Source organism: Nostoc sp. FACHB-152 (assembly GCF_014697475.1).
Classification (GTDB): Bacteria; Cyanobacteriota; Cyanobacteriia; order Cyanobacteriales; family Nostocaceae; genus Nostoc_B.
In genome coordinates, this window is record NZ_JACJRV010000003.1 from 126,134 (window position 1) to 146,665 (window position 20,532).

The 20,532-nt window shown below is 41.4% G+C and carries 16 protein-coding genes and 1 pseudogene; 8 read left to right on the forward strand and 9 right to left on the reverse strand.

Annotation, left to right across the window (positions count from 1 at the left end; translation table 11 throughout):
- The first annotated feature begins 345 nt into the window (after positions 1–345).
- The 4 genes from H6G76_RS04380 (at position 346) to H6G76_RS04395 (ending at position 4,132) form a co-directional block, all read left to right on the forward strand.
- Positions 346–1,284 carry an ABC transporter substrate-binding protein gene (locus tag H6G76_RS04380; RefSeq protein ID WP_190695891.1) on the forward strand — a complete coding sequence of 313 codons (939 nt, stop codon included), beginning with the start codon at positions 346–348 and terminating at the stop codon, positions 1,282–1,284.
- A gap of 100 nt (positions 1,285–1,384) precedes the next feature.
- Positions 1,385–2,410 carry an ABC transporter substrate-binding protein gene (locus tag H6G76_RS04385; protein WP_190695894.1) on the forward strand — a complete coding sequence of 342 codons (1,026 nt, stop codon included), beginning with the start codon at positions 1,385–1,387 and terminating at the stop codon, positions 2,408–2,410.
- Between the two features lie 30 nt (positions 2,411–2,440).
- Positions 2,441–3,238, forward strand: a complete 798-nt coding sequence (locus tag H6G76_RS04390) for an ABC transporter ATP-binding protein (protein WP_190695897.1) — start codon at positions 2,441–2,443, stop codon at positions 3,236–3,238.
- Between the two features lie 9 nt (positions 3,239–3,247).
- Positions 3,248–4,132, forward strand: coding sequence for an ABC transporter permease (locus H6G76_RS04395; RefSeq protein WP_190695900.1), 885 nt, complete (start codon positions 3,248–3,250; stop codon positions 4,130–4,132).
- 253 nt (positions 4,133–4,385) lie between these two features.
- On the opposite strand, the gene H6G76_RS04400 is transcribed toward H6G76_RS04395, so the two are convergent.
- From H6G76_RS04400 to H6G76_RS04415, 4 genes are all read right to left on the reverse strand, one after another.
- Entirely contained in the window at positions 4,386–4,772 is a 387-nt protein-coding gene (locus H6G76_RS04400; protein WP_190695905.1) for a tautomerase family protein, read from the reverse strand.
- Positions 4,732–4,968, reverse strand: coding sequence for a hypothetical protein (locus H6G76_RS04405; protein ID WP_242056308.1), 237 nt, complete (start codon positions 4,966–4,968; stop codon positions 4,732–4,734). The genes H6G76_RS04400 and H6G76_RS04405 overlap by 41 nt, the downstream gene beginning before the upstream one ends.
- Before the next feature lie 152 nt (positions 4,969–5,120).
- Positions 5,121–6,386, reverse strand: a complete 1,266-nt coding sequence (locus H6G76_RS04410; RefSeq protein ID WP_190695909.1) for an MFS transporter — start codon at positions 6,384–6,386, stop codon at positions 5,121–5,123.
- Positions 6,387–6,566: 180 nt separating this feature from the next.
- Positions 6,567–8,177: an FAD-dependent oxidoreductase gene (locus H6G76_RS04415; RefSeq protein ID WP_190695912.1), complete on the reverse strand. Its 1,611-nt coding sequence runs from the start codon at positions 8,175–8,177 to the stop codon at positions 6,567–6,569.
- A 664-nt stretch (positions 8,178–8,841) separates the two neighbouring features.
- On the opposite strand from H6G76_RS04415, the gene groES reads away from it, so the two are divergent.
- Complete coding sequence (gene groES / locus H6G76_RS04420) at positions 8,842–9,153, forward strand: co-chaperone GroES (protein ID WP_190695915.1); 312 nt, start codon at positions 8,842–8,844, stop codon at positions 9,151–9,153.
- A gap of 231 nt (positions 9,154–9,384) precedes the next feature.
- Positions 9,385–11,025, forward strand: a complete 1,641-nt coding sequence (gene groL, locus H6G76_RS04425; RefSeq protein WP_190695918.1) for a chaperonin GroEL — start codon at positions 9,385–9,387, stop codon at positions 11,023–11,025.
- A 157-nt stretch (positions 11,026–11,182) separates the two neighbouring features.
- Here groL and H6G76_RS04430 read toward each other — a convergent pair whose 3' ends face one another.
- Positions 11,183–12,889 (reverse strand): amidohydrolase family protein, encoded by a 1,707-nt coding sequence (locus H6G76_RS04430; RefSeq protein ID WP_190695922.1) that lies wholly within the window; start codon positions 12,887–12,889, stop codon positions 11,183–11,185.
- A 41-nt stretch (positions 12,890–12,930) separates the two neighbouring features.
- Between H6G76_RS04430 and H6G76_RS04435 the strand changes: the two are divergent.
- Both H6G76_RS04435 and H6G76_RS04440 read left to right on the forward strand, forming a co-directional pair.
- Positions 12,931–13,140 (forward strand): annotated as a pseudogene (locus H6G76_RS04435) (SDR family oxidoreductase); the annotation flags it as partial.
- A gap of 304 nt (positions 13,141–13,444) precedes the next feature.
- Positions 13,445–16,180 carry an MGH1-like glycoside hydrolase domain-containing protein gene (locus H6G76_RS04440; RefSeq protein WP_190696437.1) on the forward strand — a complete coding sequence of 912 codons (2,736 nt, stop codon included), beginning with the start codon at positions 13,445–13,447 and terminating at the stop codon, positions 16,178–16,180.
- 189 nt (positions 16,181–16,369) lie between these two features.
- Here the strand turns inward: H6G76_RS04440 and hemN are convergent, their stop codons facing one another.
- The 4 genes from hemN to H6G76_RS04460 form a co-directional block, all read right to left on the reverse strand.
- Complete coding sequence (gene hemN, locus H6G76_RS04445) at positions 16,370–17,752, reverse strand: oxygen-independent coproporphyrinogen III oxidase (RefSeq protein WP_190695925.1); 1,383 nt, start codon at positions 17,750–17,752, stop codon at positions 16,370–16,372.
- 137 nt (positions 17,753–17,889) lie between these two features.
- Positions 17,890–18,045 carry a hypothetical protein gene (locus tag H6G76_RS04450; protein WP_190695928.1) on the reverse strand — a complete coding sequence of 52 codons (156 nt, stop codon included), beginning with the start codon at positions 18,043–18,045 and terminating at the stop codon, positions 17,890–17,892.
- Between the two features lie 186 nt (positions 18,046–18,231).
- On the reverse strand, positions 18,232–18,948 hold the full coding sequence (locus tag H6G76_RS04455) for a heme oxygenase (biliverdin-producing) (RefSeq protein WP_190695931.1): 717 nt from the start codon (positions 18,946–18,948) through the stop codon (positions 18,232–18,234).
- A 300-nt stretch (positions 18,949–19,248) separates the two neighbouring features.
- Positions 19,249–20,523: a sensor histidine kinase gene (locus H6G76_RS04460; RefSeq protein ID WP_190695934.1), complete on the reverse strand. Its 1,275-nt coding sequence runs from the start codon at positions 20,521–20,523 to the stop codon at positions 19,249–19,251.
- Positions 20,524–20,532 lie beyond the last annotated feature (9 nt).

The following is a 20,532-nucleotide window of genomic DNA, read 5'->3' on the forward strand; positions in this document are numbered from 1 at the left end:
GAAAGCAAGATACAATCTCTGTCAACTTCTAAGGTATGATTTGGATTAATTTAATCTAAATATCTGCATTAGACTCATCCGCAAATGGCAAATGCTTACGGGTACAGGGTTTGACAAATTTGGTTAGAATAGGCGATCGCTAAAAGTAGTGACGAAAAAATCGGTCTTTGAGAGCATTCAGAGGCAAAAAATTAACTTGCTTGAAACTCCGTTCTTAAGAACGGAGTCCCTACACCCCACATCCCTTCATCTTCCCACTGTAAACAAATATTTTTAATCTTGACTAAATACTAGTATTTACCGGAGAATAAATCTCACTTATACAAATAAGCAAGGAGCTATACCTTGAGTAACACAAATTTGGCACTCAAGAAAATTACGAATGAGATTAGTGGGACAGTTTTTTCACTGCCTTACTATGTAGCTCGCGATCAAGGCTACTTTGCGGAAGAAGGGCTAGAGATCGAATTTATCAAACGGAACTATGGCGATCGCCCTCCCAATATCACATTAATTGAAGATCACCGTCTGGTCAGTTCTTTTGGTGGCCCCTCTCTTTTTGAGCAAGGACAAAGCACCCTTTATCGCGCTTGCGAGTGGGGACAAGTACGCCGCACCTACGACAGTTCCCGTGGTGGACAGGTAATAGCCAAGCGTGCTGCGATTGCAAGCCAAGCCATCATTGTACGTCCAGACTCGCCCTATAACATTCCTCAAGACCTAGCTAACGTCCCCGTTGGTGTGAACTTCCATCACGGTTCTCACTATATCGCTATCCAAACTCTTGAAGGTTTCCTCCCACAAGAAGAGATAAAAGTAGTACACATTGAGGGTGGTAGTCAACCCAAACAATTCAACCGCTTTGTGGCTTTGCGTGATGGTCTTGTTGATGCGGTTGCTGTGATGGAACCTTGGATTACAGTTGCCGAAAAACTGGGCTACAAGATTATTGCCGAGGCTCATTATGTAGGTCTAGAAATTGCTAGTCCTGACCTAGATAAAGAAAGCTTCGAGGCTATTAACAAAGCCATCCGCCGAGCAGTTCAGGATCTGCAAAAAGACCCAATCCGCTACGTACAATATCTAATAGATGACGTATCTGACGAGATTGTACACTTAGAGCCATCGGACTTCCGCAAGAATCGCCTGCGCTACGCAGACCCCGCACCATATTCAGAAAAAGACTTTTCTCGGACATACAATTGGATGGTGAAGTGGGGACTTATTCAACCTGATGCTACATTCCAACAAATAGTTGATAACCGAGTTTTGACAGTTGGTTAAGTGTTTAATTTGCCCTACAAACGTGGGCTTACCCGAATCCGGCAAACCCACGTTTTTTGTTGATTGGGTAGTGCTGATTGAATAAATCTTGGATAAGCAAATGCACACACGTAGAGATTTTTTAAAATATGCTTCTCTAGGAGTCACAACTGCTCTAGCTACACAAGCTTGTAATAGCATTAATCAGCCTGCTGCTAGTCAAGGAACTATCAGCATTAAATTGGGTGCGGTGAGTGGGATTAACTCTATTGATGTTTGGATTCCAGAGGATTTAGGTTATTTTGATGCGGCTGGTTTGAATGCGGAAGTAATTACTTTTCAAAGTAGTGCCAAAATGCGAGATGCGCTAATTGCTGGAGAGATTGATTTCACAGCCCAAGCACCTTTACACGTCTATCTTTCTCGGTTAAAAGGAGTGCCTTTAAATGTTGTAGCCAATCGGCGTAATCTTGTTGATACTTCCTTAATTGTCCGTTCTGATTTACGTTCTCAAATTAAGAGCGTAGCTGACCTCAAAGGAAGAAAAATTTCAGCAGGTGAAATTGGTACTTGGAGTTGGGCTGTGTTCGTCAAATACCTGCGCCAAAATGGTCTGAGCGATAAAGATGTTGAATATCTTCAAAGTACAACCGCTTCTACTTATACATTAATCAAATCTCGTCAGGTTGATGCAGCGATCGCAGGTGCGCCCGACCTTCATAAACTACTTAAAGAAGGAACTGTTTTTCAACTATTGAATGCGTTAGATCCCAGCGTACATAAAAAATATTTTGGTGCTAACGAGGCGATGACTCGTGCGTGGCTTAGTCATGAGCGCGTTACTTACCAGAAGCCGGAAGCTGTGAAAAGATTGGTCGAAGTTGTAAATCGCACTTTTACGTATATGCATCAAACCCCACCAGAACAAATTCTCAAAGTTGTGGGCAAACATTTTGATAGCCAAAATTTAGACGCTATTCTCACAGGACTGAATACAGAACTTAAACGCTCAGTTCCTAAAGATGCTTCAATCAGTCAGGAAGCTTATCTTGCAGACCAAAGAGTATTTTTTGACACAGGAATTATTAAGAAAATAGTTCCATATGCTGAAGGGGTATTTGACAAATTTTCAGGTCGTCGTGCTTAGTTAGCTTGATAGAGTAATAGGGAGAATAATATGTCAGTCCCGACAATCAATACTCAAAATCTCTGCATTTCTTATTGGAGTAAGAATAAGCGAATTGAAGCCTTACAAAATGTCAGCTTGACTATAAATGCTGGTGAATTCGTGAGCTTAATTGGCCCTAGTGGTTGTGGCAAGAGTACATTACTAAATGTGATTGCAGGACTAATTGGTGTTGGTACAGAAATAAATGGTAGTTTTAATACGAGTGGTATTAAAGAAATAGGTTATTTATTTCAAAAGCAAACTTTGTTACCTTGGCGAACAGTCATCGATAATGTGACTGCACCTCTGGAAATTCGTGGTGTACCTCGGACGGAAAGAAGAAGAAAAGCCTTGGCAATGTTAGAAAAATATGGCTTATCAGGGTTTGAAAATAGTTTTCCTAGAGAACTATCGGGAGGAATGCAGCAGCGCGTGTTGCTAATTCGGACGTTGATTTATGAACCCGATGTAGTATTACTTGACGAGCCTCTGAGTAGTTTGGATGCCCAAACACGCGCGCTCTTACAAGATGAATTTCTGCGATTATGGCGTGATACGGGATGCACCTTTATTTTGGTAACTCATGACTTGGATGAAGCGATCGCACTTTCAGAGCGTGTATTTTTACTAAGTGCGCGTCCTGGCAGAATAGTTAAGGAATTTAAGATTGATTTACCCACAGAACGATCTGCGATCGCAATTCGTACCGATCCTAGATTTCAGCAAATCCAGCGTGAAATGTGGTCAGAGTTAACCACACAAGTATTACAACAACAAGATCGAGGATTTGCTATTTTTAAAACTTAATTGAATAATATGAAAACTACCCGCCATAAAACATTAACAATCGGACAGTCGGCTCTTTCTGCTAACAATAACAAACCAAAAAATTACAGTTCTTTACCCAATCAAGTTAGTTGGAAAAAGCGCATACTTCAAATAGCAATTCAGCTAACACCTCTGGCTGTGATTTTGCTGGTATGGGAAATTGGTACAGGCGCATTTAATAGTCCTCCGTTTATTGAACCGTCCCTTGTCGGTAAGCCGAGTGCTATTGTTCAAGAAATAGGGCAACTATTAGCTAGCGGTAGTATATTTCAACATATCTTTGTTACCTTTCAAGAAGCGATGACTGGACTAGCCTTAGCAATGTTTGGTGGTATCAGTCTCGGAATTGTTTTAGCATATTCTCCATCAGGAGCAAAAATTACTCTTCCTTACGTTCAGATATTTAATTCTCTTCCTCGCATTGCTCTAGCTCCTTTTTTTATTGTCTGGTTTGGCATAGGATTACTCTCAAAAGTATTATTAGCAGCTTTAGCCGCTTTTTTTCCGATATTTTTTACAACTTATCAGGGACTCCAAAGTATTGAGCGCGAGTTAGTTTCGGCTTTTCAAGTCATGGGTGCAAATCGTTGGCAGATGTTGTATATGGTTGTATTGCCTTCAGTTCTGAGTTGGGTAATTGCCGGAATTCGCACAAGTTTGGGTATGGCTTTAGTGGGGGCTTTAGTAGCTGAATATATCGGTTCAACCCAGGGGTTAGGTTATTTATTAATGGCAGCACAGGGAACTTTGAATGTTGATAAAGCTTGGGCAATATTGGTAGTTTTGGCATTCATTAGCGTATTCCTCGATTGGGGCGTACGTGTTCTAGAAGCTTACGTTTTACGTTGGCGACCCAATCCTAAACAATTATAATCACTCCGATAAAATTATTAGTTTTAACAAGTGCGATCGCTAAAAATCATACTTGAATCTCCAAAAATAGTTTCATCAAAAAAATGCCCTCACCAAAAGGCAAGGGGCTACGCTACGCGCCTAGGAAAAGAGAACGCTGACTATAAGATTCAAATTTCAGATTTATCACCGATTTTATACTCCTTATAATATATCGGAATACCGGAGTTGACAATCTATAATTTGGATGAAATTTTAGTAAAACCCAAGCCCATTAAACTTCGATGTTGTAATTGAGTTGATGCTCATCTCCTGGTAGACCTCGAAAACCCCAGTTGTGTTTAGGAGTTTCAAAAATAGTTATCTCTAAATCTTGTGTAGATATTCCTAGTGGCTGTACACGCTCAAATAGTAAACGAATCAACTGCTTTTTCGCTTCAACACTGCGTCCCTCGATCATACTAAATTCAATGATTGTATAACGCTCGGTTCTCCCCTGTGGATAGAAAAAATCATCTCTTTCCAAAGGAAAAAATCGGTGTGCGCGTTTTTCTGGGGGATATTTAAGTGCATCTATTATACAGGAATGAATAATATCGGAGAGTTTTGGCTTAATCGGGTTAAGATGTTCTCTCAATCCATAAATTTTGGTCTGTACCATAATATGAATAACCTCTTTTAGCAATGGGAACGGCAATTCTACCTGTACCAATACCAGTTTCATAAAACTTAGTTTCTGGTGTTGGCGAAACTAAGTTCAAAATAAAGTCAGTCACCTGCTCAGAAACCCCTGGTGGAAAGCCTCTGGTAGCATCGTAAATATCAGAAACTCTGTCAAAGGAAACAGTCGTGGTCATATATATCCTTAATACAGCTTGCTTAGAAATAAGTTAAAAATGCCATCATCATCCGGCTTCGGAATAAATTTCAAATCTTGTAGTGCAACCTATTGGAAGTGGAGATAACGAAAAATTATATAGATTTTTGATTTAATTGCACATTAGATAAATTAATTAGCAACTGGGTTTGTTCCTAATTGGATTAATTTCACCATTTGGGGCAATTGTTGTATGAATAGCAATGAACCTGAAATACAGACTACACCACCTAAAATCAACGTATTGGGAGCCTGAAAGTAATTGGCGAGAGTTCCTGCTAAGAGATTACCGAAAGGAGCCATACCCATAAAACACATAGCATAAAAACTCATTACTCTGCCCCGCTTGCTATCTTCCACAATAAATTGCAGCAATGTGTTACTTGCAGCTACCTGAAGTGTAGAACTCCAACCAACTAATACCAAAGCTAACTGAGAAATCCAAAAGACTTGAGAGATAGAAAAAAAGATAAATCCAATTCCCATCATGCCAGGGCAGAAGGCAATTAGACGCTCTAAACCTGCCACATTTTGCCGAAAACTCAGATAAACACAGGCGAAAACCGAACCCATAGCTGCGGCGGCAGAGAGAAACCCTAATGTTTCTGAGCCTCCGTGCAGAATTTCGACGGCAAAGATGGGTAGAAGTGTTGTATATGACATACCAACTAAACTAGCTGTTGCCAGTAACAGCAGGATAGAACGCACAGGTAGAAAATGGTAAGCATATTGAAACCCTTCTTGCAAATTCCGCCAAGGATTACTTGTCTGTATTGCTACTGTACGAGGTGTAATATCCATTGTAGCGATCGCCCAAATAGCCACAAGATAGCTGAGACTATCGTAGAGAAAGCAATAGCCTGCGCCAAACTTAGCAATAAAAATCCCACCCAGAGCAGGGCCAATCAGACGCGCTCCGTTCAGAAAGGCTGCATTGAGCGCGATCGCATTTGCCATCAGTTCACGACTAACCATATCACTGACAAATGCGTGACGAACAGGAACATCTAACCCTTTGAGCAACCCTAACAATGTACTCAGGATCAGCAATGTCCAAAAATTTGCCCATCCCAAAAATGTGATGACTGTCAAAATTACAGATAAAGAAATCCCCGCCACTTGAAGCAACAACAACAGGTGATGACGGTTGTAGCGATCGGCTAAAATTCCGGAAATTGGAGCTAAAGCAAATACTGGTAACTGCCCAAAAAATCCTGCTATTCCCAGTAGTAAAGCCGAATCTGTTAAGCGATAAATCAACCACAGAACCGCTACTTGTGTCATGAAGTTACCTGTCATCGACAAGGCTTGTCCTGCAAAGTAGAGGCGATAATTACGCGATCGCCACGCAGGCAAATCGAGATGCAAATTTAATCTAAATTTAGACAATAATTTCATGTATAAGATTTCACAACTTCTGAACTCTTCAATTCTCTGCGCCCCTCCCTTCGGGTTCGCCAGTCCCCCATCGTGACGGAGACCGCCAAGACGGGGGCTGGTCTCACCGCGCTAACCTTGCGTACCTCTGCGTTGAAAAAAGGAAGAAATCAAGCAACAGCCTCATTTCTTCCTCAAAACTTACACTGTTACTAATTCCCGTTTTCCAACCACAGACTCAGGCTTAACCCAAATCTGATCTAAACCACCACTCAACAGGCGATATTGTTGGTCGGGGTCTTGTTGAGGAAAATCCATGCGCTTGTGCATCCCTCTAGTTTCTTGGCGTTGCAAACCACTGTTGTACATCCAGCGTGCAGTCGCAACCATCGCCGCCGCTTCACGCGATCGCACAATTTGGCTATCATCTGGTGTGTGGCTATGGCGGATTTCTTGCCAGAGGTTATCTAGTCTTTCTAAAGATTCACCCAATACGGATTCACTGCGGAAGAGGTTGCGGTCATAGGGGAAAACTTCTGCTTGGGTTGCGGCGATCGCTTCATCAGGAGAAAATTTATGATCACCTTCACCACGTAATCCCGTTGTACCAACTGAGCTAACACTGCGCTGGCTGGCTTTTTCACCTAAACTTAGCGCATAGTTAGCCGCAGATTGTCCAGACCAATAGCCAGAAGACATTGCCCAAGCTGCGTTATGGCTACCACCACCCGTAAAACCGCCACAGATTAACTCTCTAGTAGCTGCATCCCCCGCAGCATAAAGTCCGTTCACTGAAGTAGCACAGGTATGCTCAGTAATCCGAATCCCACCAGTACCGCGTACAGTTCCTTCTAAACGCAAAGTTATCGGGAATCGTTGCGTGAAGGGATCAATACCAGCGCGATCAAACACTACAAAGAAGTTAGGCTGAGAGGCTCGCATCCATGCTTTTGTTGCCTCATCCATATTTTGGTCGAGACGTGCATACACTGGCTGAGTCAGCAATGTTTTGGCAATCACTGAACGACCACGCTTAGAACCTGCACCTTCAATAACTGTGCCATCTTCATAGGTGAAAGAAGCCCAATCGTAATAACGTGTCTTCGTGACAGAAGAAAACGCCGGAGAAATCGCATAGGCATTAGAAAATTCCATCCCAGAGAAGTCTGCACCAGCTTCGGCTGCCATTAAATAACCGTCTCCTGTCAGGACATTACAACCCAGAGCCTTACTTAAAAAAGCACAACCACCAGTCGCAATCACAACTGCTCCGGCTCTAACTTTCCAACGTTCCCCAGTTTGGCGATTAACGCCCTTCGCACCAGCTACTGCGCCTTCTGCATCCACTAATAACTCTAAAGCGGGACTATGGTCTAAAATTTTTACGCCTGCTTGCTTAATCTTTCTCCGCATAAAGCGCATATACTCTGGGCCTTGCAAGGAGCGACGAATCACTTTTCCCTCAGCATCCACACTAAAACGGTAGCCTTCATCGGCAAGGGAATTAATGTTGTCGTAGGTACGATCTAATACCCTTTTCATCCACTGCCGATCTGCTAGGAAACCTCCCATCGCTTCTCGGCTTGCCATTGCGGCTTCTCTTTGTTCGGGGTCTGGTGGCACATACCATACACCATTTCCAGATGCGGCAGCTGCACCACTTGTACCGCAGTAACCTTTGTCTACTAAAACAACTTTTGCGCCACTAGTAGCTGCACTCCAAGCTGCCCAAGTTCCAGAGGGGCCACCACCAATAATCAAAACATCAGCAGCCAGATTCAAGTAAGAAGCATTTTGATGAGAATCATTCATGATATTTACTCCTGTAGAAGTAAGAAATGGGGAATGGTGATTCCCCAAAGAGCGAGGTTAAACCGCATATATGACTAGCCAGGTGCATCTAGGCATAACTTTAAAAGACCTGAAAGGCTATTTTTTCATTTAGTACAGAGGGTTTTAGATAAAATACTAATTATTGACCGATTTAATGGGTTTAATTTAGCAGTATTGCATTGCACTCCAGAAAATTCAAGTCCTTAGCGATTTAAATATATGTATCACAAATATTTAGAAAAGCTAAGTATTAAGAACCGAGTCAAGTTAGATTCCTTAATAAGAATGTATATAAGCGTCAGATGTTGAAAACAAAAGATATTTTGCGTAATTCAAGCTTATAGCTAGATTAAATCCGAAAAACAGATATTCTAACTTATAAATGTTTCAATTTAACTTAGGAAGAACTGGTTGATTTTTTTAAAATTATGTGACATTATACTTAACACGACAAACAACGGTATTTCGATAGACTTAATGTAGTTACTCCTCTACTGGCAATTCTGATTTAACTAACTATTTATTAGTTGGTTTAATCAGAACCCCTTCCATGCCTGCGGTTTAAGTTGAAAAACACAACCTATGAGGAATTTTCCTCTCAGTTGAACATTGACCTCAAGAAAGTGAGTTTGGAGAATTTTGTATGGCAGCTATAGCGTTGAGCGTATCTACTGTTAAACCCCTGGGCGATCGCGTTTTTATTAAAATTAGCGAGTCGGAAGAGAAAACTGCGGGTGGCATTCTTCTGCCTGATAGTGCTAAAGAAAAGCCGCAGGTGGGTGAAATTGTCGCAGTCGGCTCTGGTAAACGCAACGATGACGGCACCCATCAATCTATTGATATTAAGATTGGCGATAAAGTTCTGTTCTCTAAGTACGCTGGCACCGACATTAAGCTAGGTACAGAAGAGTATGTCCTATTGTCGGAAAAGGATATTTTGGCAATTGTGTCATAGGCCGCCATATCAAGGAAGTCAGGAGGCAGGAAAGAGGAAAACAGCATAGCTGTAACAGCCCGTACCATCACAACAGGGTGAAACACCTCATCAAATTTTCAATTTGGTGGCTCTTATTAAGGAGGGATCTGAATCTCCTTCTTAATAAAGCCTCCTGCATCCTTCAATATTACTCCCCAAACCAAATAACAAATAATTAACCTACACACTCTAGAGAGAACTGAAATTACTATGGCTAAACGCATCATTTACAACGAAAATGCTCGTCGTGCATTAGAAAGAGGTATTGACATTCTGGCGGAAGCGGTAGCTGTTACCCTTGGCCCTAAAGGTCGTAACGTTGTTTTAGAAAAGAAGTTTGGCGCACCACAAATTGTAAATGATGGAGTCACAATCGCTAAAGAGATTGAATTAGAAGATCATGTGGAAAACACAGGTGTATCTCTAATTCGTCAAGCTGCTTCTAAAACTAACGATGCAGCTGGAGATGGCACAACTACCGCAACGGTTTTGGCTCACGCCATTGTCAAAGAAGGCTTGCGAAATGTTGCGGCTGGTGCGAATGCGATTCAACTCAAACGTGGTATCGACAAAGCTACAGGGTTTCTAGTCGATAAGATTAAAGAACACGCGCGTCCAGTGGAAGACTCAAAAGCGATCGCTCAAGTTGCGGCTATCTCTGCTGGTAATGATGAAGTAGTCGGTGCTTTAATTGCCGAAGCCTTAGATAAGGTTGGTCGTGAAGGTGTAGTATCTCTAGAAGAAGGTAAATCAGTTACCACCGAACTAGAAGTTACAGAAGGATTAAACTTCGACAAGGGTTATATTTCTCCCTATTTTGCTACTGATACGGAACGGTTGGAAGCAGTGCTAGATGAGCCTTTTTTGCTGTTAACCGATAAGAAAATTGCTTTGGTTCAAGACTTAGTGCCGATTCTTGAACAAGTAGCGCGTCAAGGCAAACCCTTAGTAATTATTGCCGAAGACATTGAAAAAGAAGCCCTCGCCACCTTAGTTGTTAACCGTTTGCGTGGTGTGCTGAATGTCGCAGCTGTTAAAGCACCTGGATTTGGCGATCGCCGCAAAGCTATTTTAGAAGATATTGCCATTCTTACAGGTGGACAGCTAATTACTGAAGATGCTGGTTTAAGACTCGATGCAACCAAGCTTGACCAACTCGGTAGAGCGCGCCGCATCACCATCACCAAAGACAGCACCACCCTCGTAGCTGAAGGTAACGAACAAGCTGTTAAGGCCAGAGTCGAGCAAATCCGCCGCCAAATCGAAGAAACCGAGTCTTCTTATGATAAAGAAAAACTGCAAGAACGTTTGGCAAAACTAGCAGGTGGAGTTGCAGTGGTGAAGGTGGGCGCAGCCACAGAAACCGAACTCAAAGACCGCAAACTACGCCTAGAAGATGCTATCAACGCTACAAGAGCAGCTGTTGAAGAAGGTATTGTTCCTGGTGGCGGTACGACATTAGCACATCTAGCACCTGAGTTGGAAAACTGGGCAAAGGCTAACCTAGTGGATGAAGAATTGACAGGAGCATTAATTGTGTCTCGCGCTCTGGCTGCACCTCTAAAACGGATTGCTGAAAATGCAGGACAAAACGGTGCGGTAATTGCAGAACGAGTCAAAGAGAAAGAATTCAATGTGGGTTACGATGCAACAACTAACGAGTTTGTTGATTTGTTTGCCGCCGGAATTGTTGACCCCGCCAAGGTAACTCGTTCCGCCGTACAAAATGCTGCTTCCATTGCAGGTATGGTATTAACTACCGAAGCCATTGTCGTTGACAAACCAGAACCAAAAGATGCTGCTCCTGCTGCACCAGGTGGTGGTGGCTATGGTGGAGACTTCGATTACTAATCCATATTGACTAAATTATAGAGAGGCGATCGCAACATCTCGTGATCGCCTCTCTTCTGTCCGACTTTTCCCGTTCAGTCTCGAAAAGCTTGCTGGCAAAGGCTAAATTCATTTTCTTAATTAATCAGCAATACAAAATTTCTTTTTGTGTCTGTACCTAACATGAAGACAAAACACTTCCCAGTTTTTCACGTCCCAAGCGATCGCAAACTTTACCCTGATCAACAACTCTAACTCCATTAATATAAACTGCTTGCACAATCTCATCTGAACCCCGCTTCACCATCCGAGGTTCCCCATCCAAAATTGGATCTGATATCTCCACTTGCGGACTGATTGGTTGATTTAAACCATTGGGGTTGAGTAAAACTATATCGGCTTTAGCACCAACTCTCAGCACTCCTGTATCCAAACGAAACCATTGGGCTGGTTCTCCCGTAACCCGATAAATCGCCGCCTCCGGTGCAAGGAACTTCGTTGACACCGCTTGTTTGAGTAAAGACAAAGCCCCATCGTAGTAGCCAAGATTACGCACGTGTGCGCCAGCATCCGTGAAGCCAGGGAAAATATAGGGATCTCGCATCATAGCCAAACGTGGTTTTAAGCGATCGTTAGCTCCGGTTGCCACCCAGCGCAAATCTGTATCGTAAGTCTGCAATGCTTGGATAAAGAAATCAACAGGTTCCTGTTGCTTTTTGCGCGCAATCTCTGCAAAGCTTAAACCTCGCCAACTATTTTCAGGACAATCAACAACTTCCATTAAATTTAACTGACGATGGAATGATTTACGCCACTTACTGAGCCATTCTTGACGAAACTGGCGGCAAAAACTGTTCGATTTCCAAAGTTGTTGGCGTTCCTGTCGTGACTCGCAACCATTCAGCTGTGCGCCTGTGGAGAATTCTTCAAATAAAGGTGTGACAGGGCCATCTGAGTAAATCGTAAAAGGTTCAGTCAGAGTTTGAAAGCGTACATTACCATTGAGTATGCGGTTCCAAATAAATAGAATTGGAGAAAATACTCGCCATAGTTTGCGATCGTGTACAGCATCCAAAGCTGAGAGAACAGTTAGCCGCAGAGGCCGTTTTCCAATCCCCAAACCCATCCGCAGAATATCTACAAAGGATGTGAGCTTTTGTAAGTTGGGAGTGACTTGAAAAACGCGATCGCTTTGCCGACAAAGTTTAGCTAACATCGCATATTCTTTAAATTTCGCGTGTTGTGAGGGAATTGTGTAACCTTGCCATTCTCCACTCATCCGATGCCAAGGAAACATATCAATAGAAACCCCAACAAATCCAGCCTCTAAAGCATCTGCCGTAATTCGCTGCATGAGTTTTAGCTCAAATTTGCTGGGTTGAACTGTTAAGCTGCGTTCCAATCCCATAACATGAGCGCGCAAGGCACTATGACCAAACAAAGGCGCAACATTGGGGCCAAGGGGTAACTGTTGCAAATGCTGTAAATATTCTGCTGGTGTCTGCCAAGAAAGCGATTTTTTCAGCCATTTGGCAATCAGACGGTGAGAAAGTGTCTCTACTCGCTGAAAAATATCTGCCAGCATTTGCGGCTCACCGATCGCAATTGATAAACTACAGTTACCAATCACAACACTGGTTACACCATGACGCACTGACTCACTCAATCCTGGTGCAATCTCTAACTCTAAATCGTAGTGGGTGTGAATATCGATGAATCCTGGTGTTACCCACAGATTGGAGGCATCAACCACTGCATGGGCAGGTAGAGTTAATGATGGTGCGATCGCTACAATCCGGCCATTTTGAATCCCAATATCTCCGCGCACAGGTGCAGATCTTAAACCATCAAAAATCAACCCGTTTTGAATCAGCAAATCCAACATGATTCTTTATTGCCCCTTAGTTGTGATTGGATCTGTATTATGGTCAAATAGAAACTCCAATTAATACTAAGCTGTTAAATGACCCGCAAAAATTAGGCGCACTATTACAAAATATTCCGCTTGGTCGTTTGGGTCAACCAAAAAATGTTGCTTCCTTAGTGACGTTTTTAGCTTCTTCTGAAGCTGACTATATTACAAGTAGCACTTTCTTTATGGATGGTGGTCTACTTTGGAACTATCAAGAACAATAAGGGGAAAAATGTGCTAGATTCATCCTTATTTATTCCACTTATTCTTGGCACTGCTCGTCAAAGGCGGCAAAGTGAATATGTTGCGAAAATTATTGTTAAACAAGTTGCCGCACGCAATGGCCTATAAACCGAACTCATCGATATTATAAAAATGGCGATCGCAAGTCAGTCTAGGGAAAAAAGATAGTGCATAAACCAGCATTTACTTACCAATCTTTTTATCAAGTTTAATCAAAACCTCAGCTATACCTAGGAGAAGAACGAGATACTCCAGATAGCAAATGAATAAAAATGCAGTGCTATGATGACACATCTTACCCAAGAAGAAATTAGATTACAAGAAGCCTTGCATCACGTAGCTCATTGGCGCAGATGGGGGCCTTATTTAAGCGATCGCCAGTGGGGAACGGTGCGCGAAGACTATAGCCCAAATGGTTCTGCATGGGACTATTTCACCCATGACCAAGCACGTTCTCGCACCTATCGTTGGGGTGAAGATGGGCTTTTTGGGATTTCTGATAATCATCAACGTCTTTGTTTTGCGATCGCGCTTTGGAATGGCGAAGATTCTATTATCAAAGAAAGGTTTTTCGGCTTAACTGGTAATGAAGGTAATCACGGCGAAGATGTCAAAGAATATTATTTTTATTTAGACAGCACTCCCACCCATTCTTATATGAAGGCGTTGTATAAATATCCTCAAGCCGCCTTTCCCTACTCGCAATTAGTTACAGAAAATCAATGTCGCAATCGTCGAGAACTAGAATTTGAACTTTTAGATACAGGTATATTTGATGACAACCGCTACTTTGATGTTTTTGTGGAATATGCCAAGCATTCTGCTGAAGATATCCTCATTCAAATTAAAGTAGTTAACCGAGGAACTGAATCTAAGACGCTGCACTTATTACCTACTCTCTGGTTTCGTAATACTTGGTGTTGGGACGGAGATACAATTAAACCTACCCTACAACAGATTAAATCAGATAATAGCCTTAACATCATTGAAGCATCTCACCCAACATTAGGAAATCGATGGCTGTATTGCCAAGCAGCAGACGAAATTCTGTTTACAGAAAATGAGACAAATACAGAGCGATTGTTTGGATATTCAAATACGTCACTTTATGTCAAAGATGGCATTAATGACTATATCGTAAATGGTAAACTCTCAGCAGTAAATCCTGACCAAATTGGGACAAAAGCAGCTGCTAATTATTTGTTGACAGTTGGTGCTGGCGAAACTAAAGTTATCAAGTTACGACTTAGTAATGCATCAAATATGATTGCGCCACTGGGCAAAGATTTTGATGCAATATTTGGGAAACGGCAACAAGAAGCAGATGAATTTTATCAGCGCATTACTCCATTTAATTTAAGCGAAGATATGCGGAATGTGCAGCGTCAAGCATTTGCTGGAATGTTGTGGAGTAAGCAATTTTATCATTATATTGTCGAGGATTGGCTTAAAGGCGATCGCAACACGCCACCCCCACCGCCAGAACGTCAAAATGGCAGAAATCAAGAGTGGTTTCATCTCTACAATGAAGACATTCTTTCAATGCCTGATAAGTGGGAATATCCCTGGTTTGCGGCTTGGGATTTAGCATTCCATACGATTCCGTTGGCAATGATTGACCCAGATTTTGCCAAATACCAATTGGATGTTTTAACACGAGAATGGTATATGCATCCCAATGGACAAATTCCTGCTTATGAGTGGAAGTTTAGCGATGTTAATCCACCTGTTCATGCTTGGGCAACTTGGCGCATTTATAAGATTGAACAAAAGATGTATGGACGGGCAGATCGGCAATTTTTAGAGCGAGTATTCCAAAAGCTGATGCTCAATTTTACTTGGTGGGTAAATCGTAAAGATGCCGAGGGTAACAATGTCTTTCAAGGCGGATTTTTAGGATTAGATAATATTGGCGTATTTGACCGGAGTGCAGACCTGCCGACAGGTGGGCATATTGACCAATCTGATGGTACTAGTTGGATGGGAATGTATTGTTTAAATATGCTGGCGATCGCTTTAGAATTAGCTAAGACTAATTCGGTTTACGAAGATATCGCTACTAAGTTTTTTGAACATTTCCTCTACATAGCTGATGCGATGAACAAAATTGGCGAAATGGAAGCCAGCTTATGGAATGAGTCAGATGGTTTTTATTACGATGTATTGCATTTACCAGAAAAGCAAATTACCTTAAAAGTCAGGTCAATGGTAGGCTTAATTCCCTTGTTTGCCGTTGAAACAATTGAACCAGATATTTTAAAAATGCTTCCTGGTTTTAAAAAGCGTTTAGAATGGTTTATCCAAAACCGCCCTGAGTTAAAACAAAATGTAGCTTGTATGGAAACAAAAGGCACAGGTGCTAGAAGATTACTGGCGATTGTTTCCCGCGATAAGCTCAGAAGTATTCTGCAAAAAATGCTAGATGAAAGTGAGTTTTTTAGTCCCTATGGGATTCGCGCTCTTTCTAGATTTCATGCCGAACATCCTTATACTTTTAATGTTAACGGTACTCAATTTCGTGTAGATTATGAACCGGCTGAATCTAGTAGTGGCTTATTTGGTGGTAATTCTAATTGGCGCGGCCCGATTTGGTTTCCAGTTAACTTCTTATTAATTGAATCTCTGCAAAAGTTTCACTATTATCTGGGAGATGATTTTAAAGTAGAATGTCCTACAGGTTCTGGGCAAATGATGACACTTTGGGAAGTCGCATCAGAATTATCTCAAAGGTTAACTAGAATCTTTCTCAAAGATGATTCTGGTCAACGGCCTGTTTATGGTGGAATACAGAAGTTTCAGACTGATCCACACTGGCGAGATTTGATTTTATTCTATGAGTATTTTCATGGTGATAATGGAGCCGGAATTGGAGCCAGCCATCAAACTGGCTGGACAGGTTTAGTTGCTAAATTAATTCAGCAATTTTGTGAATATGAAGCAAAAAACTACGAACCAGAAATTGAGCAGGATAAAGAAGCGATCGCTCTAGTTAAAAGTCAGGCAAAAAGCATAATTAGTTAATTGTAATAAGTACTCAACCTAAAAAATATAAAATGTAGGATGTGTTGTCGCACAGCGCAACGCACCATATCGTCTGCAAAATAAAAACTTACCTAACTGTCAAATTCTCTAGGTTGAAACAAGAAGTAGATGCAAAGACCCTATCGTAATGCTGTTTTCACCTCTAGCTGGAAAACAGGCACTCTAGTATTAAATCGCACGAGAGAATTGTTTATCTCTTGTTTGATTATGAGCATCAAAAACAACGGCAATATTTCTTACTAGCAATCTGCCGATATCTGTAATTTGTATGTGGTTGGAAGTTAACTTTAGCAACCCATCTGCTGCTAAAGGTTGTAATGCTTCTAGTTCGTGGGAGAAATATTGATCAAAATCGATGTGATATTTCTCTGCAATATCTTGTTTATACAGTTGGAAATGAGACATAATACACATGATGACATCTCGGCGGATAATGTCATCTTGAGTTAGTTTGATACCTTTACTTACAGGTAAAACATTATTGGCAACTGCCTGATAATAATCTTTTAATTGTTTGTGGTTCTGGACATAGGCATCGTTTAACATACTGATAGATGTTGCACCAAACCCAAACAAATCTGTGCCAGCGTGGGTAGTATAACCTTGAAAATTACGCTGGAGGGTGCGATTACGTTGAGCGATCGCTAATTCATCGTTAGGTTTGGCAAAGTGATCCATGCCAATAAATAAATACTGACTACTCGTTAATTCCTCAATGGTCATTTTCAAAATTTCTAACTTTTCTTGAGGTTTTGGTAATGCTTCTTGAGGAATATTTTTTTGTGCAGGCTTCAGCCAAGGAACATAGGCAAAGTTAAACACCACAATTCGGTCGGGATCTAATGCAACGGTCTTTTGGATTGTGTCTCGAAATGTTTGCAGAGTTTGATAGGGTAAACCATAAATTAAATCTACATTCACACTGTCAAACTTGGCTTCTTTAATCCAGTCCATGACATTGAATAACAATTCTTCTGGCTGGATACGATTGACAGCTATTTGGACTTCATTATTAAAGTCTTGGATACCAAAACTAACGCGATTAAATCCCAGTTCTCGCAAAAAGAAAATATACTCTTTATCAACGTAGCGGGGATTAATTTCAATGGAAATTTCTGCTTGAGGGTCAAACTCAAAGTGTTGTGTAATCTTCTTCCACAAAAATTCTACTTGCTTTAGTTCTAAGTAATTAGGTGTACCTCCGCCCCAGTGCATTTGTAATACTTTTCTCTCTGGAGAAATCAAGGTAGCCATATTCTTGATTTCTTGAGCCAAGTGTTCTAGATAAGGTATGGCAATATTCTTGTTGTTGGAGATTACTGTATTACAGCCGCAGAAATAGCAAGAACTTTGGCAAAAAGGAATGTGGAAATAAAATGATAGCGGAGAATTTCTTTGATTAGAAGCGGCGATCGCCGCATGAAAATCACTAGTTGTAAATGATTCACTTAACTCTGTAGCAGGCGGATAACTGGTGTATCTCGGTGCAGCCGTATCGTATTTTTTGATCAAATCCAGATCAAATTTGACACCAGGTGATACAAATACCATTAAAACCTCCAATGTATTAGGTAGACTGGATTTTCAAACTTGAAAATCAGCCTGAGTGGTTGGTTGTATTGCAAATAGAGGTTAGAGACTAGAGAAGAACTTTTTGCTGGCATTGCATAAATTCGGGATTAATTTTCTCACGCAGAGGAGCCAGTGCGTTGGGGAGGCAGCGCGTTGGACGGGTTTCCCGGCTTGAAGCGACTGCCGTCGGCTTTGCCGACTTGAAGCAACTGGCGTAGCGCAGAGGCGCGGAGAGTATCAGGAATTTTACATTTGAGTACCTGGAATTTCATCCCTTTTTCCTGTAATTACTTTTTTCCTGTAATTAATTACCTTGAAAGTGCCGAGTACAAATACTAGTCTCTAGTCCCTAGCCTAAGCGTCTCTAATCTCTTTTTCTTCTAGCTGCTGTCTAGTTTAGATATCAGTTGCAGCGCATGATGTGTTGACTCAAACCAAACAGCTTAATTTCGAGAAAATTAATTAGTTGCAGCTGCTTCAGTGCTACCTTGGTTATGAGAACGAGTCAAGTTATTAAATAATACTTGACCGATCGCTTTAATTAAACTTCCTTCTAATTCTTCAGCCATTTGCATATTGAAACTAAAAGCATTATTGGCTTCAACTACAATTTTGTCGGCTGTAACATCATCAACAGGTACGGCGTTTAAAGCATCACGGTATTTATCTTTGAAGGCTTTTTTGTCGGGAATTTGCTCAAAGTTATAAAACGATGTACCTTCGTAGTCAGAAAGCTTGAGGGTTGACTGGGCAATTTTTTGTAACATCTGACCACCAGACAGGTCGCCCATGTAGCGGGTATAAGCATGACCGATTAATAAGGCAGGTTCAGATGCAGATAATTGTTGAATGCGGGTGATATATTTCTTGGCATTGGTGGAAGGCGCGATTAAATTTCGCCAGTCGCTGCCATAGTAAAATACCATGTCTTTTTCTAAAGACGCGCGGCGATTTAATTCGGGAAAGTACACTCCACCAACTACAGGATTGTTTTGATGACTGGCTAATGCTGTTTCTAGTTCGGTGTATACAAAATACAAGTTACCGAGAAACTTCGCAAAGCAGTCTTTATCGACAACACCTTTCAGAAAACATTTCATGAATCCGACATTTTCTGCGGCTGTGTGAGCTTTTTGTGTACCAGCACGCAGTTTTAGGGCTAAGTTACTACTCATTTTTAGTTCCTTCATCACCGACTTACACTAAATCGAGAGGCTAGAGGCTAGGGATTAGAGATTAGGGGCTAGTCTTATTGCACGGGCTAAACGCCCCGCTACCGCTAACAGCACTTTGAAGAGAATTCACGCCAGAGTTAAAGGATTGTTATTCTAGATGGAGAGGGGAAAAGCATCGGCAGCACTTCAGCTAGCACATACCACTGCCGACATAGTTCTTGAGGATTTTTATTCTCCCAAAATTATTTAACTATCAATACTTGTATAACTATACAGCTATTAATATTTCTTTATATTCCTCTATTGGCAAAACGGAATTTCTATAGCAAATTCACATCCTTTACCGCATTCCGACACCAAATTCAGTTGTCCTCCATGCTTTTCTTCAATAATCTGCCGAGCAATTGATAGTCCTAGTCCTGTGCCTTTGCCAGGTGGTTTGGTGGTAAATAACGGCTCAAACAATCGTGACTTAACTTCCTCACAGATTCCCTTACCATTATCTGCAATCCGAATCAAGACCCGTTCTTCAGGAAGTATTTCTGTACAGATGCGGATTTGTGGATTGGGTCGTTCTTCCACAGCATCAACAGCATTAGCTAACACATTCATAAATACTTGATTCAGTAGACTTGGATAACACTCGACTTCTGGTATATTGCTATATTCTTTGATGATTTCAATTGCCGGACGGCAACCTACAGCTTTGAGGCGATGGTGTAAAATTAATAACGTGCTATCAAGTCCATCATGTAAATTTGTTAGCACTTTTGTATTAGTATCCAAGCGAGAGAAATTTCGTAATGATGCTGAGATTTCTTGAATGCGCTTAGTACTCAATTCAATAGTATCGAGCAGCTTCAAAAAGTCTTCTAAGATAAAATCTATGTCAATGTCTTTTAACGCCTGTTTAATTTCTGGTGTCAATGAGACGGAAGATTGTTGATAGAGTCGAATAATTGTAGTTATATCTGTCAGGTATTCGTGAGCGATAGGAATATTACTATAAATACAGCCCATCGGATTATTAATTTCGTGGGCTATTCCTGCCACTAGTTGACCTAGTGTAGCAAGCTTTTCTTGTTGTACCAATTGTATTTGTGCTTTTTGCAGGGCGCTGGTACGCTCTGTAACTCGTTGTTCTAATTGCTCGTTCCATTGCTGGAGGGTTTTGTTAAGAAGACGCATTTGCAAATGGACTCGCACTCTGGCTAAGACTTCTTCGCCTTCAAACGGTTTAGTAATGTAATCTACAGCACCCAGTGACAGCCCTTTGACTTTGCTTTCGGTATCTGTTAAAGCAGTCATAAAAATGACTGGAATATCTTGCGTTGTAGGATTTGCCTTGATTTGGCGGCAGGTTTCAAATCCATCAATTCTTGGCATCTGGACATCAAGGAGGATCAATTCGGGGCGATCGCAGTTGTCTGCAAGTTGTTCCAGCGCACTTTCGCCATCTGTGGCAATGCGGATAGATAAGCCTGCTGCTTTCAGAGTTTGAGCTAATACTGATAAGTTAGTTGGATTATCATCGACGATCAGGATAAAGCTAGTTTCTAAATTGGAAGCGAGCATAAATTTATA